Genomic DNA, 26,948 nt, shown 5'->3' with positions numbered 1-26,948 from the left:
CATCGCCCTCGTCATGCTCTGCCTCGGCGGCAACAGTCCCGCCCTACCCCGCCGCCAACTCACCTGATCACACCCACAGGTCCAGCAGAAGAGCCAGATATGGGCCCCCTCGGCGGACGTCCTGCGAACCCTGCTGACCGGCTTGATCGGCGAGGTGCCCACGGCCGCTCACCGCCGCGCCCTGGAGGTGGCGGCACAGGCCTACTCGACCTCCGAGGAACTCCTGGCCGCGGTGCTGCCCGAGGAGGACGCCCATCTTCTCTTCTCCTGGCTGAGGGACCTGCCCTTCATGGAGTCCACGCGTCAGGGGCTCCACCCCCACGACGCGGCACGCGAGACGCTGGCCGCCGACCTGCGCTGGCGAGCACCCAACGCCTTCGTGACGATGCGCCGGCGCCTGGCGGACGAATACCTGCGCATCCTGCGTGAGGCACCCGAGGAACGGGTGTGGACCGTCACCGACGAGCTCTTCTACCTCTTCCGGGAAGGGAAGACCCTGGCGCGACTGCGCACCTGGTCCCGCGAGGACGAGGTGCACGACCGCCCCCTGCACCCGGAGGACATCGACGTCGTGCTGCGCATGGCGGAGGAGACCGAGGGAACCGCCTCCGCGGAACTGGTCCGCTACTGGGCGCGGCGCCAGCCGGAGGCCTTCAGTGTCTACCGCCTCGTGAGCACGGGCCACATCGTGGCGTTCACGGCCCGGCTCGCCCTGCCGGCCCCTCCCGACCCCGAGGACCTGGCCACCGATCCCGTCGTCGCCGCGGCGTGGGCGTACACCGACGCCACCGTGCCGGTGCGCCCCGGCGAGCACATCGGGATAAGCCGCTTCTCGGTCTACCCGGAGCGCTACCAGGTCCCCTCGCGCGTCATCGACCTGAGCAGTTCCCGGGCCCAGGCGGAGTCCGCCCGTGCCCGCGGCCGCGCCTACGGCTTCGCCGTCTGGCGGGACGCCGAGACATGGGCCGAGCGCGTCAAGGGGACCCTCGGCGATACCGGTGCGCGACCGCGAGTCGGCGAGTACACCTTCGGGCTGTTCGGCGTCGACTGGCGCCAGGTATCCCGTGGACACCTGGCTCCAGCGCTTCATATCGGACACCGACATACCTGTCCGGTCGGGACCGTCGCCCGTCTCGCGCTCCGCGTTCGACCAGGCCGTGCGCGAAGCGCTGACGCACTGGCGCGACGCGGGCGCCTTCGCCGCCTGCGCCCTGATGCGCGCCCGTCTCGCGGCCGACTTCAGCGATCCCGTCGAGGAATTGCGCGCTCTGCTGCGCCAGGCCGTCGACGACCTCGCCCACGACCCGCGCGGAGTACGGGCCCGCGAGGCCCTGACAGCGGGCTACTTCTCCGGTGCGCCCACACAGGAAGCCGCCGCCCGCCGTATCGGTCTTCCGTTCGGCACCTACCGGCGCCACCTGCGCCAGGGCCTGGACCTGCTGTGCGAGGCCCTGTGGCAGCGGGAACTGCCCGGCCCCGTCGAGACTCCGTAGCCGGCGGACACCGCCGCCTCGTCCGGGTACCGGGCATCGACCCGTCCGGCTCGGTGCGTCGGCCTACCCGCCTGCCGCCTCTGCCCCCTTCTTCCTCCGGTTGACGCCCTGAACCCGCTCCTGCTCTGCCCGGCAGGACCGGGTGGACAGGTCCGGACAGGAGTGGACAGTCACCGCCCCTGCCGGGCCTGGATAGTGGACACCGCCCCGCCCGAGGCTGTGCGTCATGAACCTCCACCGCACACCGTCGGGGCAGGGACCGCCCGCCTCCCGGCCGGCAGCCGTGCTCACGGTGCTCGCCTCAGCCCAGTTCACCGTCATGCTCGCCACCTCGATCGTGAACGTCGCGCTGCCGCAGATCCGCGCCGGAGTCGGCCTGTCGGACGGCGGTACCACCTGGGTGGTCAACGCCTACGGCCTGGCGTTCGGAGCGCTGCTCCTGGCGGGCGGACGGGCGGCCGACCTGCTCGGTCACCGCCGGGTGCTGATCGCCGGCCTGGCGCTGTTCGTGGCCGCCTCGGTGGCAGCGGGACTGGCCGCCTCCCCCGGCGTGCTGATCGCGGCCCGGGTGGCTCAGGGTCTGGGCGCCGCCGCCATCGCCCCGGCCGCACTCGCCCTGGCCATGGACCAGTTCCCGCCCGGCCCCGGGCATGGCAGAGCGCTGGGGGTGTGGGGCACGGTCTCCGGCGCGGGAGGAGCGGGCGGTGTCCTGCTGGGTGGTGGGCTCACCCAGGCGTGGGGCTGGCCGTGGATCTTCCACTCCGTCGCGCTCGGGGCGGCGCTGGTCCTGGTCGCCGTGGCGGCCCTCGTCCCACGGACGGTCAGCCGCGGGGCCGGGCGGTTCGATCTGCTGGGCACCGCCACCGTCACCCTCGCCCTGACCTGCCTGGTCTGGGGGTTGACCACCGCACGCGGCGCCGGCTGGACGGACGGCCGGGTACTGGGCGCCCTCGGCGCCGCCGCCGCGCTGCTCGTGGCCTTCGCCGTGATCGAGCTCCGTCGGCCGAACGCGCTGATACCACCTCGGTTGTTCACCACCGGCCGGATCGCTGCGGGGAACCTGCTGATGGCCTTGCTGGGGTCCGTGTGGATCGCCCTGTTCTTCTTCCTGCCGCTCTACCAGCAACAGGTCCTCGGATCCAGCCCCCTGGCCACCGGAGCGGGCCAACTCCCGCTCGCCACCGCCAACATGCTCGGCTCCGCCCTCGCCCCGCTTGTCTCCCGGCGGATCGGCGCCACCGCGACCGTGACCGCGGCCCTGCTCACCGAGGCCGCGGGCCTGCTGTGGCTGTCACGGATCAGCGCTGACGGGAGCTACCTCGCCGACGTCCTGGGCCCGAGTGTCCTGGTCGGCCTCGGCCTGAGCATCGCCTTCGTCCAGCTCACCGCATTCGCCGTGGACGGCCTCCCGCCCCAGGACGCGGGCCTGGCCGGCGGACTGGTGAACACCACCCGCCAGGTCGGCGGTGCGATCGGCCTCGCCGCCCTGGCCACCCTTGCCGGCTCCGTCACCGCCCACGCTTCCACACACGAACCGCACCTGGCGGCCCTCACCGCCGGCTACCGGGCCGCCTTCACGGTCTCGGCCGCCGTCCTGGCCTGGGCGGCCCTCCTCGCCGCGCTCCTCACCCGCCGCGCCGGCCGGCGGACCGCAACCGGCTCCACCCGCCCGGCCCCCGATCCGCCGGCCCCGCGGATCTCCCGACTCACCCGAACCGGCTGAACCGGTGGCTCAGCCACATCACCGGCACGTGCCATCAAGAGAGGAAGCACACTCCGTGATCACCATCGACGAGACCGCCCCCGTCACCGTCCGCCTGAGCACCGTGATCGACGCCCCGCTCGCGACGGTGTGGGAACTGCACACCGACATCGCGGCCTGGCCCACCTGGAACACCGGCGTCGACCAGGCCGAGCCCAACGGCCCACTGGCACCCGGAAGTTCCTTCAGCTGGCGGACCCACGGCCTGGACATCACCTCCACCATCCGCGAACTGGTCCCCGGCGAGCGGATCGTCTGGGGCGGCCCCGCGAACGGCATCGAAGGCATCCACGTCTGGACGTTCGAGCAGAACGGCGACCACGTCACCGTCCGCACCGAGGAGTCCTGGAGCGGCGCCCCGGTCGAGGCCGCGGCCGACCAGCTCCGCAAGGCCCTCCGCGACTCGCTGGAGAACTGGCTCTCCTGCCTCAAGGCCCGCGCCGAGCGGACCGCCTGACCACGCCTGACCACGCCTGACCACGCGAAACGGCCCGACAAAGCAACACACCTACCGAAAGAGGCCCCTTCCATGACCACTGACAAGCCCTACCTGACCGGCCACTACACCCCCGTCGCCGACGAGATCAGCGCCACCGAACTCACCGTCGAGGGCACCCTGCCCCCGGAGCTGACGGGCCGGCTGCTCCGCAACGGCCACAACCCCAAGCCCGGCGTCACCCCCACCCACTGGTTCAAGGGCAGCGGCATGGTCCACGGCATCCGCCTGCGCGAGGGCCGGGCGGAGTGGTACCGCAACCGCTGGGTGCACACCCCCGCCCTGGGCGGCGCCCCCTACATGACCGAGCACGGCCCCGACCTGACCGCCAGCACCGCCGGCACCCACGTCATCGAGCACGCGGGCCGGCTGCTAGCGCTGTGCGAGGCGAACCTGCCCTTCGAGCTCACCCGGGAGCTGGAGACGGTCGGCGCCTTCGACTTCGACGGCAAGCTGCGCGGCGCGATGACCGCGCACCCCAAGGAGGACCCGGTGACGGGCGAACTCCACTTCTTCGGCTCCTCGCCCTTCCCGCCCTTCCTGATGTACTACGTCGCCGACGCCAAGGGCGAGATCGTCCACAGCGCCGAGATCCCGGGCGCGACCGCCTCGCTCAAGCACGACTTCGCCGTCACCCGCCACCACGTGGTCTTCGTCGAGGGCAACGTCACCTTCGACCCGGACGACCGCTCCGGCATCCCGTACGGCTGGAGCGACCAGCACCCCGCCCGCATCGGTGTCATGCCGCGCGGAACCGACGGCACGCAGGCGGTGCGCTGGTTCTCCATCGAGCCGGGCAACATGCTGCACGTCGCCAACGCATTCGAGGACGGCCAGGGCCGCATCGTCCTGGAGGGCCCCACCGTGGACCGCGAGGGCTTCCGGCTCTCCTGGAACTGGTGGATCGGCGCGCCCGGGCGCGGTACCGAGCCCGTCACCCGCTCCTACACCCGCCGCTGGGTGATCGACACGGCGGCCGGCAGCGTGGACGAGCAGATCATCGACGACCTCGCGGTGGAGTTCCCGACCCTCAACGAGGAGTACCTGGGCACCGAGAACCGCTACCAGTACGCCGTCTCCTTCCCCGACGAGCGGGGCTACGGCGGCTACGGCGTGGTCAAGTACGACCGCACCACCGGCGCCCGCCGCATCCGCCAGGTCGGCGACGCCCGCATGCCCGGCGAAGCCGTCTTCGTCCCCGCCGCCGGAGCCACCCGCGAGGACGACGGCTACCTCCTCACCGTGGTCTCCGACCTCAAGCAGGACGCCTCGCACCTGCTGGTCCTCGACGCCTCCGGCCTCGACCAGGTCGCCACCGTCCACCTGCCCCACCGGGTGAGCGCCGGACTACACGGCTCCTGGATTCCCGACACCGCCCTCGACGGGAACCAGGACTGACCACCGCCACACACCTCGGGGGACCGTCGCGGCCCGTCCCCCGAGGTGCCGGGCACCCCGAAATTCCCTTATCCCAAGGAGTACTGATGAAGCCCCTGCTGTTCCCGAACGACGCCCAGTTCTGGTACGAGACCCTGCGGTCGTTCGGCCACATCGCCTACGGCGGCGCCGACTTCGGCGAGGTCGTCTCGACGAGCGCGCGCATCGTGGAGGGCGACTACGACAGCTGGCACGACGAGTGGCTGGCCACCGCCGACCGGGTGGCCGGCGAGGCCCGGCGGGCCCTGGAGGCGGGCCACCCGGTCAGCGCCCGGGACGGCTTCCTGCGGGCGTCGAACTACTACCGGTCGGCGGAGTTCTTCCTCCACGGCAACCCGTGCGACCCCCGCCACGACCACGCCTACGACCGCAGCGTGGAGTGCTTCCACGCTGCGGCGGCACTCTTCACCCCGCGGATCGAGCCGGTCCGCATCCCCTACGAGGGCGGCACCCTGCCCGGCTACCTCTACCGGGCCGACACCTCCGGAACGCCCCGGCCCACCGTGATCATGCACAACGGCTTCGACGGCACGGCGGAGGAGATGCACTACTTCGGAGCCATGGCGGGCGTCGAGCGCGGTTACACCGTCCTCGTCTTCGACGGACCGGGGCAGCCCGGGCCGCTCCACCGCGACGGACTGGTCTTCCGTCCCGACTGGGAGAACGTCGTGGGCCCCGTCCTCGACTTCGCGCTGACCCTGCCGGAGGTCGACGGCGACCGCGTCGCGCTGCTCGGCAACAGCATGGGCGGACTGCTCGCCCCGAGGGCGGCCGCGTTCGAACACCGGCTGGCCGCCGTGATCGCCCTCGACGGCGTCTACGACCTCGGCCCGGCGGTCACCGACATCGTGCCCGGCGACCGGGCCGACGTCGAACGGCGGCTGCGCGCCGCCTCGGATCCCGAACTCGACGCCCAGCTAGACCACTTGATGGCCACCAACCCGGTCATGCGCTGGGCTTTGAACCACGGCATGTACGTGATGGGGGCCGACACCCCCCGCGCCTTCGGCGCCGCCTATCTCGACCACCACCTCCGCGACGGCATCGCCGAGAAGATCGAGTGCCCCGCCCTGATCTGCGAGGCCGCCGAGGACCTGTTCTTCGCCGGGCAGGCCCGACAGCTCTACGACCACCTCACCTGCCCCAGGACGCTGATCGAGTTCACCGCGGAAGAAGGCGCCGACGCGCACTGCCAGGCGGGAGCCCAGCGACTCGCCCTCGCCCGGGTCTACGACTGGCTGGACGACACGCTGCGGCACCGGCCCGCGGTCGGCCAGCAGCGCGACGCGCGCCGTGGGTGACGGTGCGTCGTGCCCGCGCCGGTCGTTGACGGCGTGGGCACGACGCACCTCCTCACGGTCAGCGGACGACGTCGATGTAGCTCATCATGCCGTTGTCCTCGTGGGCCGCGATGTGGCAGTGGAACATCCACTTGCCCGGGTAGTCGGCGAAGGCGACCCGGATCACCACCTGGCCCGGGACGCCGTCGACCGCGTGCGGCACGGGGACGGTGTCCTGCCGGTGGGTGTAGGGCTGGGCCACGCCGTTGACGGACACCACCTGGAAGGCGTTGGTGTGCAGGTGGAAGGGGTGGTCCTCGCCGGAGTGGTTGACGATGGTCCACTCCTCGACCGTGCCGACCTTGGCAGGGGTCGCGAAGACCGAACTGTCCATCGCGAACTGCTTGCCGTTGATGTAGAAGGTGTTTCCGTCCGCGCTCTCGGACAGGTCCAGGGTCCGCTGCTGGGCGATGGGCACCGCGGAGAGGTCGGCCGGGGCGGTGGGGACGGCTCCGGTGACGTCCGCCAGCCGGCGTACGGGGTCGCCCGCGACCTTGACCGTGGCCAGCTCCGTGTCCGGGTAGGAGTCGCCCTGCGGGCCGTTGCTGTAGGCGGTGGTGCGCAGCACCGTCCGGGCGGGGTGGGCGCCGGCGGTGACGAGGACGTCGTAGCGCTTGCCCGGGGGCAGCAGCAGGGTGTCGGGGGTGGTGACCTGGGCGACGGGGGTGCCGTCCTCGCCGATGACGGTGAAGTGGTAGCCGTCGAGCCGGAGTTGGTAGAAGATGTCGGCCCCGGCGTTGGCGAGGCGCCACAGCTGGGTCTCGTTGGGCTTCATCGACAGCACCGGCCGCAGCTGGCCGTTGACCAGGCGTACGGTCGGGTTGCCGGAGTTGATCGAGGTGGTGTCGCTGTTCTGCGGGATGTGGCCGGTGGAGTCGAGTTGGACGTCCTTGAGGACGAGGGTGTGTGCCTCGATGTGCCGCAGCGGCTTCGGCAGCAGGGTGCGGTCGTCGCCGACGACGAGGGCGCCGGACAGGCCGGCGAAGATCTGGTTCTCCACGTCGCCGGGCATGGCGGCCATGCCGGGCATGCTCTGGGCGCCGGGCGCGGGGCAGGTGGTGCCCATGGCGTGGCTGTGGTACCAGAAGGTGCCCTGCGGGTGGTCGGCGGGTATCGCCAGCTGGTACGTGGTGGACTGCCCCGGCGCCACGCACAGGAACGGGTCGTCGGACTGTCCCTCCGGGGAGACGTGCAGACCGTGGAAGTGCAGGTTGGTGGCGACCGGCAGGTGGTTGACGAGGTGGATGGTGACGGTCGTCCCCGGGGCCGCCTTGATGGTCGGCGCGACGAACGCACCGTTGTAGGAGTCGCCGTGGACCTCGCGCCCGGAGACGTCGAACCGGGTACGGCCGGCCCCGAGGTCGATGGTCAGGTTCGGGTCCGCGCCGTCCGTCTCGGCCGAGGCCGGGTCGTGGAACGGCAGCCCCACCCGCATGCCCTTCTCCTGGTCGGCCGTCGAGGGCGGCTGCGGAACGTCCGCCGGTGAGGCCGCCATCGCCTCGGCGCCCACGGCGGCCGAGAGCAGGACCGCCAGTGCGGTGACGGCGTGGATGGCGCGCCGGGTGCGCCGTATCTGCTGCCGGTGGGTGTCGGCGGCGTCTTCGATGTCGCGGGACATCAGGTCTCCGTATTCGTGTTGTCCGTGAGGGTTGCCGAGCTGTTGCGCCAACTGCATGGGAGGGAAGTCGAGCTGGAATAGCCGACCGGCGACCAGCATGCCGGTGTCGGCGGTCCCGAGTCACCAGCCGGGTGCAGGACCGGCGCCCGGTGGACAGCCGGGCTCGGGGGGGGGGGGGGGGGGGGGGGGGGGGGGGGGGGGCCGCCCCCCCCCCCCCCCCCCCCCCCCCCCCCCCCCCCCCCACCGGTGCGTCAGGCCGAGGTCGGGGTCACGGATCGCAGACCGTCGGCCGGCTCTCCGTCAGCGGCGGTGTCGGGGGCGTCGGCGGTCGCGACGGGCCGCGGCTTGCGCGGGATGCCCAGGGCGCAGAGTCCGCCGAACACCACCACGCCGACGCCGACCCAGGTCGCCGGGTGCAGCCCGTCGACGAACGTCTGCGGGCTGAGGGGGCTGCCGCTGTGCGCGAAGACCGTGCCGAGGACGGCGATGCCGAGCGCGCCGCCGATCTCCCGGACGGTGGCGTTGGCCCCGGAGGCCTTGCCCTGCTGCTCCGGTCCGGCCGAGGCGAGCACCACGGAGGCCGTGGGCGCGAAGACGAAGCCCATGCCCGCGCCGCCGAGCAGCATCCCGCCGACCAGGTGGGAGTAAGGGGTGTTCGAGGTGGCCTCCAGGTTGATCCAGGCGAGGCCCACCGCCTGGAGGAAGAGGCCCAGCGCCATCAGGCGCCCGCCGCCCACCTTGTCGGTGACGGCCCCGGCGACCGGCGCGACGGCCATCGGCATCAGGGTCCAGGTCAGGGTGAGCACACCGGCCTGGAGGGGGGTGCGGTGCGGAGCGACCTGGAGGTACTGGGAGAGCATGAAGATCGAGCCGAAGACCCCGAAGTACATGCCGGCGGAGACGACGTTGGTCAGTACGAAGGCCCGGGAGCGGTACAGGCTGAGCGGCAGCAGCGGGTGCCTGGCGCGCAGTTGCCAGAGCACGAAGAGGACCAGCAGCACCGCGCCGCCGATGAAGGCGCCCAGGATGCGGCCCGACGTCCAGCCGTCCTGCTGGCCGTTGACGATGCCCCAGACCACGGCGACCAGGCCGACGGTGGCCAGCAGCATGCCGAGCAGGTCCAGGTGGGTGTCGGGGACCTTGCTCTCCTTCAACGCGAAGACCACCAGCGGGACGGCGACGACGCAGACCGGCACGTTGATCCAGAAGATCCACTGCCAGGCGAGGCCGTCCACCACCGCGCCGCCGACCACCGGGCCCAGCGCGATGGCCAGGCCGCTGAAGGCGGACCAGAGGCCGAGCGCCAGGCTGCGGCGCCCGGCCGGCACGGCGGTGGCCAGCAGGGTCATCGAGAGCGGCATCACGGCGGCGGCACCGAAGCCCTCGATGACCCGCCAGAAGATCAGCTGGTCCGTGGTCGTGGAGAGCCCGCAGCCGATCGAGGCGAGCGTGAAGACGGCGATGCCGCCCAGGAAGATCTTCCGCCGGCCGAAGCGGTCGCCCAGCGCGGCTCCGGTGAGCAGCAGGCAGGCGAAGCTCAGCACGTAGGCGTTGACGAACCACTGGAGGTCCTGGGTGCCCGCGTCGAGCTTGACGGCGAGCGTGTGCAGCGCCGTCGACACCACCAGGTTGTCGAGCGCCACCATGAACATGGGCACGCTGCAGGCGACGATCGACAGCCAGAGCGGGATGTGGCGACCGCTGCCGGCCGCGGGTGGCAGGGCCCCATCCGAACTATTCGTCGTGCTCATGACACTCCTTACTGGAGGCCGTCCCGCGGGACCTCCGCGGGACGCGCGGTCGTGCTGGACGAGGACAGCAGAGGGCGTCGCCGGCGGGCACCGGCGCCCGATGGGGCGTGCCCCGGCCCGGGGCGGGGGACCCCGGGCCGGGAGTGCGGGGGCGGGACGGCGCGGCCGCCCGGGTCAGCGGCCGGCGCCGCCCTTGGCGGCATCCAGCCGCGCCTGCTCGGCGAGCTGCCGCTTGGCGTTCTCCCAGGCGATCGGCAGCTCCCCCACCGGCACCACCCAGAAGGTGAACGTCGAGTCCCGCATGGTGGAGCGCAGGCCGTTCATGATGCTGCGGTGCGGCTCGGCCTTGGCGTACGCGTAGAGGGCGTCACGCCCCTCCCACGCGGAGAGCGTGAAGAAGGTCCGCTTCAGCGGCTGGGCGATCAGCGAGGCACCCAACGCGCCCGGCGCGGAGCGGACCTGGCGCCACGCCGACAAAGACTTCAGGAAGAAGCGCGGCACATCGGCGAAGGACCGCACCTCGAAGCGGGATGCCATGACGAACGCCTGCGTGTTCGGCGAGGCCGGATTCGGAATCGTCCAGGGAAGAGTTGGCACTGTACGCCCCGCCTTCATACTTGGTGAGTGACAGTGTCTATATTAGACAGCGTCAGTAACCAATGGCTAGTCGAGCGCACCGTCAACTTCCGGCCTCCAGGCGCGCATCGGTCTGCGCCCGCCATCAGCGCCCCTGGCATCCCCGCGCCCGCTCCCGACGGCCTCGGCCGCCCCTTGGCCGGCAGCCCTCGCCCTCCCGGCTGGCGAGTGGCAGTATCTACAGAAAGGGACATGGCAGTATCTAGATCGAGACCGTGTGGCCGTAGCCGATGCCAGTCGAGGACAGGACGAATTGCGAATCTCCGAGTTGACCCGCCGCAGCGGGGTCCCGAACGCGACCATCAAGTTCTACCTGCGCGAGGGGCTCCTGCCCCCGGGGCGCGCCACCTCCGCGACCCAGGCCGAGTACAGCGAGGCGCACCTGCGGCGACTGCGGCTGATCAGAGCCCTGATCGGAATCCGCGGACTGAGCGTGAACGCCACCCGGGAGGTGCTGAACGCGGTCTCCGAGCACGAGGCCGAGGTGCACCAGGTGCTCGGACTCGTGCTCGGCGTCAGGCCCGTGGACAAGGACGAGGACAAGGACGTGGACAAGGACGAGGAGCCCGACCACGAGCCCGGCAGGTCCGACGTGGACGCCCTGGTGGAGCGGATGGGGTGGCAGCTCTCGGAGCACGCCCCTGCCCGGAGCGTGATCGCCGAGACCTTGGAGACGCTGCGCTCGCTCGGCGCGGACTTCGGCTGGCGCACCCTGATCCCGTACGCGGAGCTCGCCCAGCAGACCGCCGCACTGGACCTGGACCAGCTGAAGAACACGGACGACTCGCTCGAACAGGCCGAGCGAGCCGTCCTGCTGACGATCCTGCTGGAGCCGGCCCTGCTGGCGCTGCGCAGGATGGCCCAGGAGCACGAGTCCGCGGTGCGGCACGGCGGCTGAGCGTCCGCCCCGCGGGCGCGGCGGGCGCCGGCATCACCGCTCGACGTCCACCCGCTCGCTCCCGGTGTGCTGCGGCGGCTCCTCCTCACCCGGGTGGACGTCCGGATGGACTCCCAGCCCCAGGCACAACAACTCCACCAGGCTGAACGTGAGTTGCTGGTGTCGCTCGCTGGGGACCGATTCCCCTCGGACGGTGTTCCACAGAGCCATGTCCCGTACCTGCCTTTCGGCGCCGGCCGCCGAGCGGACCGGAATCGGAGTGTGACACTGGTCGAGGTGCGGTGGGCGGAACCGGACGGGGGTCAGGCTTTCCCGCCGGAGGGCAACTCGGCACCGGGCGGGAGCCTGAAGATGGAGAGGTACCTCACCTCGGTGTCGGCGACGAAGTCACTGTGCACCGAACCGGCCGAGGCCGCGAAGACGTCCCCGGTGCCCATCGGCACGCCCTGGTTGCGCATGGTCCCGCTGATCACGTAGAGGAACTCGGCGTACTCGTGGACGTGCGGTCGGGTCCGGTAGCCGGGCTGACCCTCGACCAGCGCGATGTGGTAGCCATCGGCCCTGGCCAGGACCTTGGCACGGGCCATTCCGCCAGGGCCCCAGGGAATCCACCGGATCCCGTCGAACTCGCCGACCCGTGCGATGTCCCAGCCTTCGAGTGACGGCGCCTTCGGCTCCTGGGCCGGCCCCTCCATCGGTTCCTCCGGCGCTTCCTTCGGTGACGGGGTGTCCGACCGGTCGCGGCTCACCGGCCCGGCAGCTCGCGCAGCAGCTGGGCCGCGGCCTCCATGCCGGAGGAGTAGGCCGCCTCGTGCGAGCCGATCTGGTCCCAGTGCAGCGCCTTGGAGTGGAAGTAGGAACCGCAGAGCTTCACCCGGGTGCCCTCGTTGACCCGGTAGATGTCCTTCTGCAGCTCCCGCACCCGCACGTCGATGATCGGGTGGGTGTACGGGAACTCGGCGATCACACTCTCCGGGTCGACCTCGCCCGGGTAGTCCAGGGTGACGAAGTAGTCCTTCTCCGCGGTGAAACCGTGCAGCTTGTTCATGTAGTACGCCACGTAGGTGCGGGCCTCGCCGCCGTCGACCGCCACCTTGCCGTAGTTCCACGCCTCCCAGCGGCTGCGGTCGCCCGGCATCACCGAGGCGTCGGTGTGCAGGACGACCCGCGAGCCGTTGTAGCGGATCGGGGTGAGCACCTCGCGCTGGCGCTCGGTGGGGTTCTCCAGCAGGGCGAGCGACTCGTCGGCGTGGGCGCCGAGCACCACGTAGTCGAAGGTCTCGCTGCCGTTCGCGGTGGTCACCGTGACCGAGTCGGCGTCCTGGCGGATGCCGATGGCCGGCTCGGCCGTGCGCAGCTCGGCGCCGATGGCCGCGATCGCCTTGCGGACGTAGGAGACGGAGCCACCGCTGACGGTGCGCCAGTCGACCCGGCGGCCGCCGAGGCCGCCCTCGTCGTGGCCCAGGAAGAAGGCGATCACCGTGGCGGCGGGCATCTCCCAGATGAGCTCGGCGGGCACCGACCAGACCGCCGAGGCGAGCAGGATCACGTAGGAGTGGCGGAACTCCTCGCTGTAGCCGCCGCGGTCGAGGTACTCCCCCAGCGGGATGTCGGCGAGCTTGCGCACGAAGTCCTTGCGCCCCTCGGTGTGGAAGCGGTGGGCCTCGCGCCAGATCGTGAGGAACTGCGGGTACCGGTCGCCGTACTTGGCCACCACCTCCTCCTCGCTCCACTCCAGCTCGTTGGTGCCGTACTCCAGGCCGCTGTCCAGGTCGAAGAAGTTGAAGCCGCCCAGGTGCTGCACGGCGCCCACGCCCAGCTCCTCGAAGAACCGGAAGATGTTCGGGTAGGCGGGGCGGTTGAAGACGACGAAGGCCGTGTCGATGCCGAGGATCCGGCCGTTCTCCTCGACCTCGACGGTGTTGGCGTGGCCGCCGAGGCGGTCCTCCCGCTCGAAGACGGTGATCCGGGCGTGCTCGCGCAGGTGGTAGGCGGCGGAGATCCCGGCGACACCGGCACCGACGACGGCGACGCGGGGGGTGGGGTTCAGCGGCATGGCTGTGTCCTTCACAGTCCGATGGGGATGGGCGAAAGCTCGGTACGGCGCAGGGCGCCGGGGCGCCCGTGCTCGACGGCGACGGCCAGGACGTGCTCCGGGCCGGGATGCAGCAGGTCGAACCACCAGCGGTCGCCGGCGCCCGCGGGCTGCTCGAAGTCCTCGACGGTGATCCGGCCGGCTGCGGGCCCCCGGAAGCGGAACCCGCCGAGTCCTCGGGTCATCCCGGTGCCCAGGGCCTTGAGGTACGACTCCTTCAGCACCCACAGCTCGCTCAGCCTGGCGTGGCGCGCCGCGGGTTCGAGGGCGGCCAGCTCCGCGCGTTCGGCGGCGGCGAAGTGGCGGCTGAGGTGGCCGGCCGACTCGGGGTCGGCCGGCGCGCGTTCCACGTCCACACCGCAGGCGCGGTCCTGGGTGACCACGCAGGCGATGAGGCCGTCGGTGTGCGAGAGGTTGAACCTGACGCCCTCGCACTCCGGTTCCGGCTCGGGCCGGCCGAACTCGCCGAGCCGGAACCGCCAGCCGTCCGGCGGACGGCCGGTGCGGGCGCTGAGCGCGTGGCGGCAGAGCAGCCGCGCGCCCAGGTAGCGGCGCCGGGCACCGGCGGTGCACAGCCGCTCGTGCCGGGCCCGCTCCTCCTCGGTGAGCAGCGCGGGCCCGCCCCGTTCGGCGGCGAAGGCGGCCACGGCGTGCTCGGGCAGCAGCCACAGGTCGACCGCGTCGGAGCGGATCGCCCGCCTGGTCACACCGTCCTCCTCCCGCACGCCGCTCGCTCCTCGGTCATCGGTCATCGGTCATCGGTCGTCGGCCGTCAGTCGCGGGCGGCGGACAGGTCGCCGGTGCGCTCCGCGAGCGGGAACTGCCAGTGCGAGAACAGCCGGTTCCCGTGGTACAGGTGGCGCAGCACCCCCATCACCTCGTCGATCACGCCCGGGTCCGTCACCGCCTGGTGCGGGTACCACCGCCGGCGCAGCCGTTCGAGCTGGAGCAGCAGCAGCGCACCGCTCGGCAGCGGGTCGTCCAGGGCGCCGTGCGAGTGGACGAAGGTGAGCACGCAGGCGGCCGCGGCGTGCAGCAGGCAGTACTCCTTGGCCAGGTCGAAGAGTTCGGCCGACTGCCCGTACTCCCGGCCCGGTGCGGCCCGCAGCGCGGCGTTGCGCTCGGCCAGCGGACCGGCTTGGGCGAGCAGTTCCTCGGCCACCGCGGCGGCGCGCAGCAGCCGCTCCCGCTCCTCCTCCTTGGCCTCCCCGGCCAGCGCCCGCAGCCGGCGCAGCCCGTCCGGTGCGGCGAGCAGCGCGTCGTCCAGGCCCCGGCTGTGCAGCTCCTGCTCCCAGGGCCGGTAGGGCGGCATGGCCCGGTCGATCCCGTAGAGCACGGCCGCCCGTTCGACGGCGGCGGCCCGGACCTCCTCGCCCGCCCCGGTGGCCGAGGCCAGCAGACCCTTCAGCTGGCTGCCGAGGTTGCGCAGGTTCACCACCGTGTTGCCGTCGGCGAAGTTGGCCACCAGCAGGTCGCGCAGCATCTTCTGGTAGACGCCGTAGTGCGGGTGGCCGCGCAGGAAGAACCGGGCGCCCAGCACCACGCTGAGCTGCGACATGGTCCGCTCCAGTACGGTCGGCACGAGGTACTTCGCCACCGACGACCAGACGCTGGCCTGCTGCGGCACCACCTGGAGCGCGCGCACCGCGCCCAGGCTGACCGCGTCGCAGACCATCAGGTCCGCGAAGACCTCGGTCAACTGGCGCCTGCTGTACGGGATGTCGCTGACCGCCCTGCCCAGGATCACCCGGCCCTCGGCGAAGTCGAGGGTGAGCCGCAGCCCGGTGTCGACGGCCGACAGCGCGATGCTGCTGATCTGCGCGCGGGCGGTCTGGGTGGCCTTGATCGCGATCTCCAGGCCCTGCCCCTCGGTGCCGACCAGGGCGGAGTCGGGCACGAAGACCTCGTCGACCTCGATTCCGCTGATGTCCATCGCGCGCAGGCCGTGCAGCCGCTCGCCGGGCAGCTCGACCACCGAGCCGACCGGCGTCCGGCGCTTCTCCAGCACGAAGATCGAGAAGCCGCCGGGGCCGCCGCGCTCACTGGTCCGAGCGAAGACGCACATCCCGTCGGACCGGGTGGCGTTGCCGATCAGCCACTTGCCGCCGGTGAGCAGGTAGCCGCCGTCGACCTTACGGGCGGTCATCTCGTTCGCCAGCAGGTCGCTGCCGTGGCCGCGCTCGGACAGCCCCCAGGAGAGCCGCAGACCGTGCCTGACGGCCTCCACCACGGCCCGCTTCTGCTCCTCGCCGCCGCCGATCCACACCGGCATGAAGGCGAGGTTGGTGATGATCATCGCGGTGGCGGTGGTCGGGTCCCGGCGGGCGATCAGCCGCACCAGGTTGAACTCGGCCTCCACGTCGCCCGCCCGGCCGCCCTGGGCGGCGGGCAGGGCGTACTCGGGCACGCCCCAGCGGCGCAGGTCGTTGACGAAGGTGTGCGGGTACTGCTCGCGCTCGTCGTGCTCCATGATCTCGGTGAACGGCATCCGGCTGCCCGGGTCGTGCGGGTCGCCGAGATGCGCTTCGAGCCGGGCCGCCAGCGCGGTCAGATCGGCCTTGGGCATCAGGATTCCTCTCGGGAGACGGCGAGCCGGACGGGCAGCGCGGTGAACAACCGGTCACCGTCGCGCAGCGCGGCGACGGCGTCGAGCGCGGGCAGCAGCACGGACCCGTACCGCCGGGGGTCCGTCCCGTCCGCGCGGGCGAGCAGGTAGCCGAGCACCGCACCCGGCCAGCCGGTCGAACCGGGCTCGGTGCCGTACAGCGAGCCGTGGCGGTTGGCCCGCCACAGCTGGACGCAGCAGGCGGCGGCGTGCAGCCAGCTGTACCGCTCGGCCAGGTCCACCGGCGCGTTCGGGTCGGCGCCGGGCCGCCGGGCCGCCGCGGAGCGCGCGCCGAGCCCGGCCACCGCCTCGGTGAGCTGCTCGACCAGCGCGGTGGTGCCGGCCGCGGCCGGGTCCGCCGCCGACTCCTTCGCCAACTCGTCGGCCGCCCCCGGCAGTCCGTCCAGCACCGGGTCCGCGCCCCGGGCGAAGAGGTCCAGCCGGGCCGGGACGTACGGCGGCAGCTCCGCGTCGAGCGTGAAGACCGTCCGCAGCTGCGCCTCGGCCTCCTCGGTGGGCCCGGCGTGGGCGGCGGCCCGCTCGACCAGGGTGGGCAGCTGGCCGGCGAAGGACTTCAGGTTGGCCAGCGCGCTGGCGTCGATCACCCGCACCACCGCCGAGTCGCGCTGGACCTTCTGGAACAGCCCGTCGCGCAGCACCGAGCGGGTGGCGAGCACCGAGGCGCAGCGCCGGATCAGGTCGTCCGAGGCGTCAGCCACCACGTGCTTGGCCGCCAGCCCCCAGACGCTGAACACCTCCGGCACCACGTGCACCCCGCGCGCGGCGGACAGCGCCACCGCGTCCGCGGCCAGCAGCGCCGCCGAGGCCACCGCCAACTCGCGGCGGGAGTAGGGCGCGTGGGTGAGGACGGTGCGGCCGACCCGGCGGGTCCGCGCGAAGTCCAGGGTCAGGCGCACCGCGGTGTCGGCGCAGCCGAGACTGCCGGCCATGCTCATCAGCCGGACCGCCTGCTGGGCCTTGACGGCCACCTCCAGCGCCTCGCCGCGCCGGCCGACCAGCGCCCCCTCGGGCACCGGCAGACTGTTGAAGCGCAGCCGGGCGAAGTCGATGCCGCGCATCCCGCCGGTACGGGGGGCCGGCAGACGGGCGAAGTGGTCCGCGGGCAGCCCGGCCGGCTCCAGCAGCACGGCCGAGAAGGCGCCCGGGCCGCGCTCACCGGTGCGGGCGACCACGTAGACCGCCTCGCAGCGGTGGCCGAGGCCCACCATCCACTTCTCGCCGTCGAGCAGCCCGTCCGGGGAGAGCCGGACCTCGCCCGCGAGCAGGTCGCTGCCGTGCTCCGCCTCGGTCAGCGCGAAGGCCACGGCGCCGCCCCGGCGCAGGATCTCCGCGGCCCGCCGCTGCTGCTCCTGGCTGCCGTGCAGCTGCAGGCAGGTCGCCGCGATGATGCTGAACATGGTGCCGGGCATCACGTTGACGTCCCGGCGGGCGGCGGCCCGCACCAGGGTCAGGCTGCGGTCGAAGGACTCGAAGGTGCCGCCCCACTCCCGGGGCAGGTAGTTGAGGTGGAAGTCGGCCCGGCGCAGCGCCTCGCACAGGTCCTCGGGGAACTCGTCGTGCTCGTCGCGGGCCACGGCCGCCGCGAAGCCGTACGGGTTGGCCGCGTCGGTCGGGTCGCCGAGCAGCAGCTCCAGCGCCTCGGGGGTGAGGGCCGCGGGCCGGTCGGCGCCCGGTGCGGTGGCGCTCACCGGATGCCCGCCGAGCTGCCCAGGACCGGGGCCTCCAGCGGCACCGGGCGGTAGTCGGCGGCGGGCGCCGGGATGTGCACCCCGGCGTTGCGCAGCTGGGCCAGCCGGGTGTGGAAGGCGGCGCCGCGCATCAGGTGGTGGGCCACCTCGGCGACCCGGCGGTTGCCCGGGGTCCTGAGGTAGCTGCCGGTCACCCAGTCGTTGAAGCTGCCCATCGCCGGGCCGGTCCAGATCTGGTAGTCCATGGTGCGGTCCGCCTCGCCGGTGACCGCCCAGCGCGAGGACATCCCCAGGTACCAGCGGAAGACCAGCGCCATCCGGCGCTTGGGGCTGCCCGCCGCGCGGACCAGCTGCTCGGGGTCGCGCCGCTCGAAGTAGCGCACGCACTCCTGCCAGACGTCCTCCAGCGGCCTCCGGAAGACCTGCTGCTCCAGCTTGCCCCGCTCGGCCGCGGGCAGCGCCTCCAGGCCGTCGTGGGCCTGGTAGAGCTGGTACAGCCGCTGCGCCCGCATCGGGAAGAGGGTGCCCTTCTTGAGCACCTGGAGCTCCACGCCCATCTCGAACATGTCGGCCGCCGGGGCCATCTCGCAGTCGGCGATGCCGGCTTCGGCGAGCAGCGCCTTGGCGGCCGGGGAGGCCCCGGACTCCACGCAGGACTGGTTGACCGAGCCGGTGACGACGTACGCGGCGCCCATCGCGAAGGCCGCGGCCACCGCCACCGGCGTGCCCAGCCCGCCGGCCGCGCCGACCCGGATCGGCACGGCGTAGCGGTGCTCGCGCTGTACGGTGTCGCGCAGCCGCAGGATCGGCGGGAACAGCGCCGGCAGCGGGCGCCGGTCGGTGTGGCCACCGGAGTCGGCCTCCACCGTGATGTCGTCCGCCAGCGGGACGTGGTGTGCGAGCGCGGCCTGCTCGGCGGTGATCAGGCCCTGCTCCAGCAGGGTGGTGACCAGGGCGGCCGGGGCCGGGCGCATGAAGCGCTCGGCGGTCTCGGCCCGGGAGACCTTGGCGATCAGCCGGTTCTCGGCCACCACCTGGCCGGCCGCGTCCCGGCGCATCCCGGCCAGCCGGTAGCGGACCACGTGCGGGGTGAGGCCCATGTAGGCGGAGGCCTCCACGCAGCGCACCCCGTGGCGCAGGAACAGCTCCACCGCCTCCCGCTCCAGCCGGTCCTCGCTGGGGCTGTGGATCAGGTTGACGGCGTACGGCAGCCCGGGGACCTCGGCGGCGAACCGGGCCAGCGCCTTCCCGATCGTCTCGGGCAGCAGCCCGGCCGCGCCGTAGGAGGCCAGGAAGCCCGCCCTGGCCAAGGCGATCACCAGGTCGGCCGAGGCGATCCCGCCCGCCATCGCGCCGGCCATGTACGGCTGCCGGACGCCGTGCGCGGCCAGGAAGGCGGCCGAGCCGAGCCGGTGCGGGGGCAGCGGCGCGGCGGCGGCGAGCAGCGGCAGGCCGGTGCCGCCGGCGGCCACCGAGCCGCCGGAGACGGCCCCGATGCCCTCGGGGGTGACGACGACGGCACAGTGCTCGTCCAGGTCGGCCAGCACCTGGTAGATCCCGGCCGGGTCGGTGCTCGGGTATCGCTCCCCGTACCAGCGGAGCGGGATGTCGCGGTTGTCCATGGGTCCTCGGTTCTCCATCGGCTGTGCGGGCTCCGGCGGCTGTGCGGGCCCGGGCGGGCGGGGCGGTCAGGCGCCGGGCCGGACCTCGACGGCCACGTCGGTGAGTTCGTAGATGCGCAGGCCCGGCTTCCACAGGTCCGCGTCGGCGATCACCAGCAGCCGGCCCTCCTCGCGGCGCACCTCCTTGATGTGCGCGTCGAACCGCATCTCGCCGTCGTGGCGCAGGATCTGGCCGCGGTACTTCCAGCTCATCTCGACGTCGGTGGCCATCGCGAACCGGGGCCGCTCGATGCCCTCGGCCAGGTCCTGTTCCAGCACGAACAGGCGCAGCGCCTGGAGGACCGCCTCCACGCCGAGCGATCCGGGCATCACCGGGTCGCGGTGGAAGTGGCAGTCGAAGTACCACTCGTCGGGGCGCACCCGGCGCCGGCCGTACAGGTAGCCCCGGCCGTGCCGGCCGCCGTCGGCGACCAGATCGACCCGGTCGACCAGCGCGAAGTTGCCGCCCGGCAGGTGCAGGTGGCCACCGGTGGGGTCGGTGAAGGCGGGCGCGTCGGCGGGCAGTTCGATCCGGCGCACGCGCTCGGCCGGCACCCGCTCGCGCTCGATCCACGGCGGCAGGTACTCGCCGTTGTCCAGGCCCACCTGGTTGGCCAGCGCCGCGTCGCTGAAGTAGCCGAAGAGCGACTCGCCGGTGTAGAACACCTCGCCGTCGACGGAGAGTTCGTAGCTGAAGTTCTGCAGCACGGCCCCGGAGACGGCGCTGGTCATCAGCAGCTTGGAGGTGTGCCGGATGGTCCTGCCGCGCAGGTCGATGTCCTTGACCAGGGTGGCCCGCCCGTCCAGGTTGCGGATCGCGTACTTCTCGTCGGGCTTCTTGAGCGTGGCGCCGAGGTAGTAGCCGAGGAAGATGGCCGCCTGGAGGGAGCTCTCCATGTAGACGCAGTTCGGCATGTGCGGGTGGGAGTTCTGCCGGTAGTACCAGGCGTCGGCCGGCGAGTCGTACTCGCAGACCATCACCGAGCCGGGGCTCAGGTCGCCGCGGGTGCCGCTGAGCGACATCACGCGGTCGACGAACTGGAAGTCGCCGTTGGGGATGTAGGGCGCCCGGCTGGTGCGGTAGATGTCGAACTCCGGGCCCATCGCGATGCCGAGGTCGCCCTTGGCGGCGTGCGCCAGGTGCATCTCGTTGATCATGGCGGGCTCGCCGTCGCGGTTGGTCCGGCCGAGGAAGACGGGGAAGCCGCCGACCTCCGGGCGGTAGGGGGTGCCCTCCTTCTCGCGGACCTGGAGGCCGAGGTTGCGCATCCGGATGACCGGCTTGTCGCCGAGGTGGACCAGGATGTCGGCGACCACCGAGGGGCGCGGGAGCAGCGTCAGCTCCATCACCTCGACCTCGTAGCGGATCTCGCTGTGCTCCGGGGTGATCTGGCCGCGGACCTGGACGTCGATCCGCAGGTCGGTCATGCACTGGAACCGGGCGTCGGGCAGGGTCAGGTGCATGCCCTGGTGCAGCAGGTAGATCTGCAGCAGCTGGACCGCGCCCTCGGCCACCAGGGAGCCGGCCAGCACCGGGTCGTCCGGGAAGTGGCAGGCGAAGTACCAGGCGTCCGGCCGGAGCTGCTTGACGGCGCTGAGGGTGCCGAGCCCGCGCGGGCCGCCGGTGCGGTCGATGGTCACCTCGTCCACCATCCGCAGCCGCTCGTCCGGCAGCCGCAGCGCCGGGTTGATCCCCGGCGCCTGCGCGTGGTGCGGGCCGAAGACCTCGCCGGGGCGGCCCTGGGCCAGCAACTCCAGGTCGGCGGTGGTCAGGTGGTTCTTCTCGGTGTGGGCGAGCGGCTTGAAGGTGCCCTTGGTGAGCGCGGCGCGAGCGGCCCGCTCCTTGTCGGTGATCACCACGCCGAGCGGGGCGTCCAGCTCGGCCTGCGAGAAGAAGCCGGCGCAGGCGTCCTTCAGTTCCAGGATCAACTCGCCGTCCGCGTAGCAGAGGTAGCTGAAGAAGAAGATGGTGGTGTCGCCCTGGTGCACGAAGCGGTCGATGGAGATGTCGTAGCGCAGCGTCTGGCCGGTGCGGGGCAGTGGGCCGTGGAAGATCAGCGAGCTGTCCAGCAGCCGGTAGACCCGCTCGCCCCTGTTCCTGAAGTCGATGCCCAGGTAGCTGATCAGCAGCAGGTCGCACTGGCCGGCCTCGACCGTCACCGCCGGCGGCACGCCGCCGTCCACGGCGTACCAGGCGTCCTCGGGGACGTCGTACTCGGTGGTGATGGTGGCGGGCTCGAAGACACCGGTCTCACCGGACAGCGCGGTGACGCGGGTGACGAAGTGGTACGGCTGGGCGGGCAGCCGCACCCGCTTGGCGTAGGTGTCGATGATCTCGAACTCGGGGCCGAAGACCTTGGCGACCGAACCGGTGGCGAACTCCAGCAGGTCCGCCTCGTCCCAGATCACGCCGGGGCGCGCGGCCGCGGGGCCGGCGGCGGGGGTGAGCGGGACCGGCGTGTGCACGACCGGCGCGGGGACGGCGGCCGGGGCGGGCAGCGCCGGGTGGGCGGCCTCGGGGGCCGGCACCGGCTGTGCCGGGATCGGCCGGTCGGCCGCGGGCGCGGTGTCGAGCAGCGCCTCGGCCCGGCTCAGGGTGGCGGTCTGAAGGACGCGCTGCGTCTCCATCACCACCGAGTGGGTGGCGAGCATCTGTCGGCGCAGCTCCCGGACCAGCTCGGCGGCGGGCCTCGCTCCCGGAGCGGCGGCCGGCGCAGCGGCGGCAGGAGCAGCGACGACCGGAGCAGTGGCGGCAGCGGGCGCGACCGGAGCCGGGGCCGAAGCCGCGGCGACGGGCCTGGTCGCGGGCAGCAGCCGTTCGGCAGCCACCGCGGCCGGCGGGGCCGGGGCGGCCTGGCCCGCGGGCGCCGGCGACGCCCACGGCAGGAAGGTGATCGGATCGCCGTCGAAGGCGATGACCTCCGGGTCGGCGAGGGTCGGGTCGGCGGGCATGGGCGCTGGCTCCTCCGGCGAGGCGGTCAGGACGGGGACGACATGCGGACGGGTCTGCGGCAGCGGCCCGGCGGCCGGGGCGACCGCGGTCAGCCCGCGGGCGATCCGGGCCGGGATCGGCTCGCCGCCGCCCACCCGGAACCGGGTGGCGCGGCCGGTACGGGCGGCGGAGCGGGCCGCACCGGGCTCCGGCTCCCGGCCCAGCAGCGCCGTCAGGTCCACCGGCAGGCCGTGGCCGACCAGTCGGGCGACCAGCTGGGCGACGGACTTGGTGGCCGGCACACCGCGGCGGTCGATCGGGACCGCGACGTGCGCCGCGTCGCCGAGCGTGTCGCGCACCCACCGCGAGCAGGTGGCGCTGGGCCCGACCTCGATGAAGTAGCGGAACCCGCGGTCGTAGGCGGTGCGCACCAGGCGCGGGAAATCGATCGTGGAGCGCAGGGTGTGCGCGATCCGCCGGGCGACCTGCTCGCGGTCCAGGTCGGCCAGCGCCTCGTAGTCGTACGCGCTGAACAGTTGCAGGTCGCCGATGGACCCGGTCGGGTAGCTGTTGAGCCCGGCGAGGCCGTCGAGCTCCGCGTCCACCACCGGGTTGTGCATGACCACGTTGACCGGAGAGCGCGCCGCCGGGCAGCCCGACTCGGCGATCAGCGCGGCGCACTGGGCCGGGTCGCCGGCGATGACGAGTTCCCCGGGGGTGTTGACGTGGGTGAGGTGGACCCGGTCGTGGCGGGCGAGCGCGTCCCGGACCTGCTCCTCACCGGTGAGCAGCACGAAGGTGGCCCAGATGTCCTTGTCCGGGGTCCGCTCCGGCAGCTGCCACAGCTCGCGCACGGTCCGGCGCGGGCCGCAGAGCCGGTCCTTGAAGATCGGCGTGTCGCTGATCAGGTCGTCCCGGCGGCCGCCGGAGCGCCAGCCCCCGGTGGCGAAGAGCATGCTGCTCTCGCCGAGGCTGTAGCCGAAGCCGCCGTGCGCCCGGACGCCCAGCACCTCGCGGACCAGCTCGGTGTAGAGGATGGCGAAGCTGGTTCCGGTGGCGAGCATGAACGGGATGTCCTCGCCCAGCCGCGCCTCCAGGTGCATCAGGTCGCGCCGCTGGGGGGCGACCTGGGTGCGCGGGTAGAGCAGCTCGGCGCGCAGCAGCCGGGCGGGTTCGTCCGCCTGCTCCTCGAACCGGTCCAGCAGGCCGGGGAAGGCCCGGAAGAAGTCCTGGCCGAGCCCCGGGTAGGAGTTGAAGGCGCCGGGGTAGACCAGCGCGACCTTGCCCTCCGGGCCGATCGGGCGGGCCGTGAGGTAGGACCCCGCCGGCGTGGCCCACTCACCGCCCTTGGCGAGTGCGGTCGGCAGGTCGCGGGCGGCGAGCTGCAGTTGCAGCCGCAGCTCGGCGGCGTCCGTGCCGACCAGCACCACGCGCAGCTGCTTGCCGGGCATCGCCCGCACCGCCTCGCGGGCGAGCCGGAACGGATCGGCGCCCTGGGCCAGCAGCTCGCGGTGCCGCTCGATCGAGACGAGCAGTTCGTCCAGCGACTCGGCGACCAGCGGCAGCAGCGCCGGGCCGCCGGCCCGCTGCCAGTCGCTCGGGGCGACGGCGCCGCGGGTGGCCCCGGCGGACAGCACCAGGTGTCCGTGGGCCCCGCCGGAGCCGATCAGGTCGAGCGCGGCGTACCGGCGGGCCCCCTTGGCGGCGCGCAGCCACGGCCGGGACGCCTGCGGGACGTAGAGCGCGGAGGCGGCGAACGCCTCGGCCAGCTCGGGGGCCGGGCGGCGCCAGGAGCCGGTGCCGGGCAGGTAGCCGTGGTGCAGGCAGAGCACGGTCCGGATCAGTCCGGCCATGGCCGCCGCACACCCGGTGTCGCCTACCTGCGCCTTGGCGCTGCCCAGCGCCACACTGCCGCCGCCGGCCGGGTAGACCCGGGCCAGCGCGGCGAGTTCGGCCCGGTCGGCGGCGGCGCTGCCGTCGGCGTGCGCCTCCAGGTAGCCGATGTCCGCGGCCGTGACGCCGGCCTCGGCCAGCGCGGCCTCGGCCGCCGCCACCAGGGACTCGGTGTCGGCCTCCGGCAGCTCCCCGTCCACCGGCGTGGCGTGCCGCACGGCGACCGCGTCCAGCCGGGCGTAGCCGCGGTGGGCGGAGTTGCCCGGCCGGGTGACCACGACGGCGCCGGCGCCCTCGCCGATCCGCCGCCCCTGGCTGCCCTCACCGAAGGTCAGGCCCGCCTCGGCCACCACGCCGGGCCGCAGCAGCAGGTTCTCCGCCGAGCCGGCCAGGTCCACCGCGCCGACCAGCACCGCCTCGATGTCGGGGTCGAGCAGCAGCAGCCGGGCGATCTCCAGCGCCTCGGCGGTGCCCGAGCCGTCGGAGGAGACGGTGAACGAGGGGCCGGTCAGGTTCCACAGCGAGGAGATCCGGCTCGCCATCACGTTGCCGATGTAGCTGAGCACCTCGTTGGCGACGATCGGGTCGACCACCGCGTCCCGGCCCACCGCGGCGATCGCGGCGAGCTGCTCCTCGGTGAGTTCCAGCCCGGCCCGGTCGAACTCCTGGCGCAGGAAGGCCCCCAGGCCGTAGCGGGTGAGCCGGGCGTGGGTGTAGGGCTCGATCTCCATCGCCACCACCACCGCGATCCGGCGCGGCTCGGGCGTGCTGCGGCCCGGCGGCACCGCGCGGCTGAACCCGGCGTCGTGCAGCGCCTCGTCGGCCACCTTGGTGGCCAGCGCGTGCTGGAGGTTGTAGGTGCGCAGGTCGGCGGGTGGGATCTTGTGGTCCACCGGGTCGATGCCCACGGTGTCCACGAAGGCGCCGTGCGGCAGTGCCTGCGGGCCGACGCCGGCGGCGCGCTCCAGCGAGCCGCCGACGGTCTGCTCCAGGCCGCGCCAGCGCCGCTCGGGCATCGGGCCCAGCGAGTCGGCACCCGCGTGCACGGCCTGCTCGAAGGCCTCCACCGAGTCGAACGAGCCGAAGTGCGCGCCCAGGCCGATGACGTCGAGGGCGGGCAGTGCGGCCGTCGGATCGGCTTCCGCGGCCTCGGGCTGCGGCTGCGAGTCCGAGCGCGGGTCCGGCTGCGGGTCCGACCGCGGCTGGGAGAGCACCACGTGCGCGTTGGTGCCGCCGAAGCCGAAGGCGGAGACCGCCGCCCTGCGCGGCCCGTCGCCCTGCGGCCACGGCCGCCCGGTGCGCACCAGCACCTCGTCGCCGACCCGGCCGTCCTTGGAGCGCACCAGGTGGTCCACGCCGATGGTCGGCGGGATGCGCCCGTTCTCCATCGCCAGCACGACCTTGAGCAGGCTGCTCAGTCCGGCCACCGTGAGCAGGTGCCCGATGTTGCCCTTGACCGAGCCGATCAGCGGCACCTTGCCCCGCTCGCCGAAGAACGCGGCCACCGACTCGGCCTCGGTGGCGTCCCCGATCGGGGTGCCGGTGGCGTGGCACTCCAGGTAGTCGATGCCCGCCGGGTCGATCCCCGCCCTGGCGTACGCCAGCTCGTAGGAGTCGAGTTGGCCGCCGCTCTGCGGGACCAGCAGGTGGCGGCCGCTGCCGTCGTTGGACAGGCCGATGCCGTCCACCACGGCGTAGATCCGGTCCCCGTCGCGCAGCGCGTCCGCGAGCCGCTTGACCGCGACCATGCCCGCGCCCTGGCCGGTGAGGATGCCACCGGACCGGTCGTCGAACGGCTGGCTGAACCCGTCGCGGGGATAGGCGTGCAGATCGGAGAAGGAGAGGTGGATCAGGGTGGGGTCCGGGGCGCAGACGCCGCCGGCCAGCACCAGGTCGGCCTGGCCGGCCGCGAGGTGGTCGCAGGCCAGCTTGAGCGCGTACAGGGCGGAGGAGCAGGCGGCGTCCAGGGCGTAGCGGGGGCCGCCGAGCCCGAGGGCGGTGGCGGCCAGCCCGGCCGGGGAGCCGCTGACCCGCAGGTCCTGCGGCTGCAGGCCCTTCCGGTCGATCAACGGGGTGCCCGGGGCGAGCCCGTCGAGGGCGGGCAGCCGGGCCAGGCGCAGGCCCTCCAGCACCGCCTCCTGCGCGAGCGGGACGCTGACCTTCGCGGAAGTCGGGGTGGGGAAGGAGTAGTTGCCGAGGATCAGGCCGGTGCGGGCCAGCACCTCGTGGCGGTCCGCGTTGCCGCTGTCGCGCAGCGCCTCCCGGGCCACGTACAGCGACCAGTGGAAGATCCGGTCGAGCCGGGAGAGCCGGTCGGGGTCGAGGAGGTAGCCGGAGGGGTCGAAGTCGAAGTCGGTGACGAAGCCGCCCCGGCGGCAGTAGATGCCGTGCTGCGGGTCGGTGTCCTGGGCGTCGAGGGCGGGGCCGAAGACCTCCTCGCCCCCGTCCCGGCGGCTGTCCGTGCCGGCGTGGAGGTTCTGCCAGAACCGGGCCGGGGTCTGCGCTCCCGGGAACAGGCAGGAGAGGCCGACGATGGCGTACGTGCTCATCGGAGCTTGGGGTGTCCCTTCTGGGGGCGGTCGGTCCGGCCGGCGGGCGCGATCTTGCACCGACCGGACCGAC

General features: G+C 73.1%; 17 protein-coding genes. 6 read left to right on the top strand and 11 right to left on the bottom strand.

Translation table 11 applies throughout. The annotated features are described in order from the left end of the window. The first annotated feature begins 1,064 nt into the window (after positions 1 to 1,064). The 5 genes from ACGF12_RS25465 to ACGF12_RS25445 all read left to right on the top strand — a co-directional run bounded on the left by ACGF12_RS25465 (position 1,065) and on the right by ACGF12_RS25445 (position 6,489). Positions 1,065 to 1,493, top strand: coding sequence for a hypothetical protein (locus ACGF12_RS25465; protein WP_393034420.1), 429 nt, complete (start codon positions 1,065 to 1,067; stop codon positions 1,491 to 1,493). Between the two features lie 226 nt (positions 1,494 to 1,719). Further along, positions 1,720 to 3,216, top strand: a complete 1,497-nt coding sequence (locus ACGF12_RS25460) for an MFS transporter (RefSeq protein WP_393034417.1) — start codon at positions 1,720 to 1,722, stop codon at positions 3,214 to 3,216. Positions 3,217 to 3,271: 55 nt separating this feature from the next. Then, on the top strand, positions 3,272 to 3,712 hold the full coding sequence (locus tag ACGF12_RS25455) for an SRPBCC family protein (protein ID WP_393034414.1): 441 nt from the start codon (positions 3,272 to 3,274) through the stop codon (positions 3,710 to 3,712). A gap of 72 nt (positions 3,713 to 3,784) precedes the next feature. Beyond that, on the top strand, positions 3,785 to 5,149 hold the full coding sequence (locus tag ACGF12_RS25450) for a carotenoid oxygenase family protein (RefSeq protein ID WP_393034411.1): 1,365 nt from the start codon (positions 3,785 to 3,787) through the stop codon (positions 5,147 to 5,149). An 86-nt stretch (positions 5,150 to 5,235) separates the two neighbouring features. Then, complete coding sequence (locus tag ACGF12_RS25445; RefSeq protein ID WP_393034409.1) at positions 5,236 to 6,489, top strand: alpha/beta hydrolase family protein; 1,254 nt, start codon at positions 5,236 to 5,238, stop codon at positions 6,487 to 6,489. A gap of 58 nt (positions 6,490 to 6,547) precedes the next feature. Here ACGF12_RS25445 and ACGF12_RS25440 read toward each other — a convergent pair whose 3' ends face one another. The 3 genes from ACGF12_RS25440 to ACGF12_RS25430 all read right to left on the bottom strand — a co-directional run bounded on the left by ACGF12_RS25440 (position 6,548) and on the right by ACGF12_RS25430 (position 10,494). After that, entirely contained in the window at positions 6,548 to 8,146 is a 1,599-nt protein-coding gene (locus ACGF12_RS25440) for a multicopper oxidase family protein (RefSeq protein WP_393034406.1), read from the bottom strand. Between the two features lie 251 nt (positions 8,147 to 8,397). Then, positions 8,398 to 9,897 carry a DHA2 family efflux MFS transporter permease subunit gene (locus ACGF12_RS25435; RefSeq protein WP_393034403.1) on the bottom strand — a complete coding sequence of 500 codons (1,500 nt, stop codon included), beginning with the start codon at positions 9,895 to 9,897 and terminating at the stop codon, positions 8,398 to 8,400. A gap of 174 nt (positions 9,898 to 10,071) precedes the next feature. Further along, positions 10,072 to 10,494 (bottom strand): DUF3291 domain-containing protein, encoded by a 423-nt coding sequence (locus ACGF12_RS25430; RefSeq protein ID WP_393034400.1) that lies wholly within the window; start codon positions 10,492 to 10,494, stop codon positions 10,072 to 10,074. 292 nt (positions 10,495 to 10,786) lie between these two features. On the opposite strand from ACGF12_RS25430, the gene ACGF12_RS25425 reads away from it, so the two are divergent. Continuing rightward, positions 10,787 to 11,431, top strand: a complete 645-nt coding sequence (locus ACGF12_RS25425) for a MerR family transcriptional regulator (RefSeq protein WP_393034397.1) — start codon at positions 10,787 to 10,789, stop codon at positions 11,429 to 11,431. 33 nt (positions 11,432 to 11,464) lie between these two features. On the opposite strand, the gene ACGF12_RS25420 is transcribed toward ACGF12_RS25425, so the two are convergent. From ACGF12_RS25420 to ACGF12_RS25385, 8 genes are all read right to left on the bottom strand, one after another. Continuing rightward, positions 11,465 to 11,641, bottom strand: a complete 177-nt coding sequence (locus ACGF12_RS25420) for a hypothetical protein (RefSeq protein WP_393034395.1) — start codon at positions 11,639 to 11,641, stop codon at positions 11,465 to 11,467. Between the two features lie 92 nt (positions 11,642 to 11,733). Further along, on the bottom strand, positions 11,734 to 12,126 hold the full coding sequence (locus ACGF12_RS25415; RefSeq protein WP_393034392.1) for a cupin domain-containing protein: 393 nt from the start codon (positions 12,124 to 12,126) through the stop codon (positions 11,734 to 11,736). Positions 12,127 to 12,176: 50 nt separating this feature from the next. After that, a complete protein-coding gene (locus ACGF12_RS25410) occupies positions 12,177 to 13,487 on the bottom strand; it encodes an NAD(P)/FAD-dependent oxidoreductase (protein ID WP_393034388.1) in 1,311 nt (436 codons plus the stop codon). Positions 13,488 to 13,498: 11 nt separating this feature from the next. Next, positions 13,499 to 14,278 carry a 4'-phosphopantetheinyl transferase family protein gene (locus tag ACGF12_RS25405; protein WP_393034385.1) on the bottom strand — a complete coding sequence of 260 codons (780 nt, stop codon included), beginning with the start codon at positions 14,276 to 14,278 and terminating at the stop codon, positions 13,499 to 13,501. Between the two features lie 20 nt (positions 14,279 to 14,298). Continuing rightward, on the bottom strand, positions 14,299 to 16,092 hold the full coding sequence (locus tag ACGF12_RS25400; RefSeq protein WP_393034382.1) for an acyl-CoA dehydrogenase family protein: 1,794 nt from the start codon (positions 16,090 to 16,092) through the stop codon (positions 14,299 to 14,301). Further along, positions 16,092 to 17,840: an acyl-CoA dehydrogenase family protein gene (locus tag ACGF12_RS25395; RefSeq protein WP_393034379.1), complete on the bottom strand. Its 1,749-nt coding sequence runs from the start codon at positions 17,838 to 17,840 to the stop codon at positions 16,092 to 16,094. Before ACGF12_RS25395 ends, ACGF12_RS25400 begins: the two co-directional genes overlap by 1 nt. Beyond that, the gene (locus ACGF12_RS25390) at positions 17,837 to 19,462 is read right to left on the bottom strand and encodes a PfaD family polyunsaturated fatty acid/polyketide biosynthesis protein (RefSeq protein WP_393034376.1); all 1,626 of its coding nucleotides are present in this window, start codon (positions 19,460 to 19,462) and stop codon (positions 17,837 to 17,839) included. The genes ACGF12_RS25395 and ACGF12_RS25390 overlap by 4 nt, the downstream gene beginning before the upstream one ends. Positions 19,463 to 19,528: 66 nt before the next feature. Beyond that, positions 19,529 to 26,875, bottom strand: a complete 7,347-nt coding sequence (locus ACGF12_RS25385; RefSeq protein ID WP_393034373.1) for a beta-ketoacyl synthase N-terminal-like domain-containing protein — start codon at positions 26,873 to 26,875, stop codon at positions 19,529 to 19,531. Positions 26,876 to 26,948: the final 73 nt, after the last annotated feature.

The organism is Kitasatospora sp. NPDC048296 (assembly GCF_043201815.1).
GTDB lineage: Bacteria > Actinomycetota > Actinomycetes > Streptomycetales > Streptomycetaceae > Kitasatospora.
The sequence above is the reverse complement of the archived record's forward strand: the minus strand, read 5'-3'. Positions and strand labels throughout refer to the sequence as shown.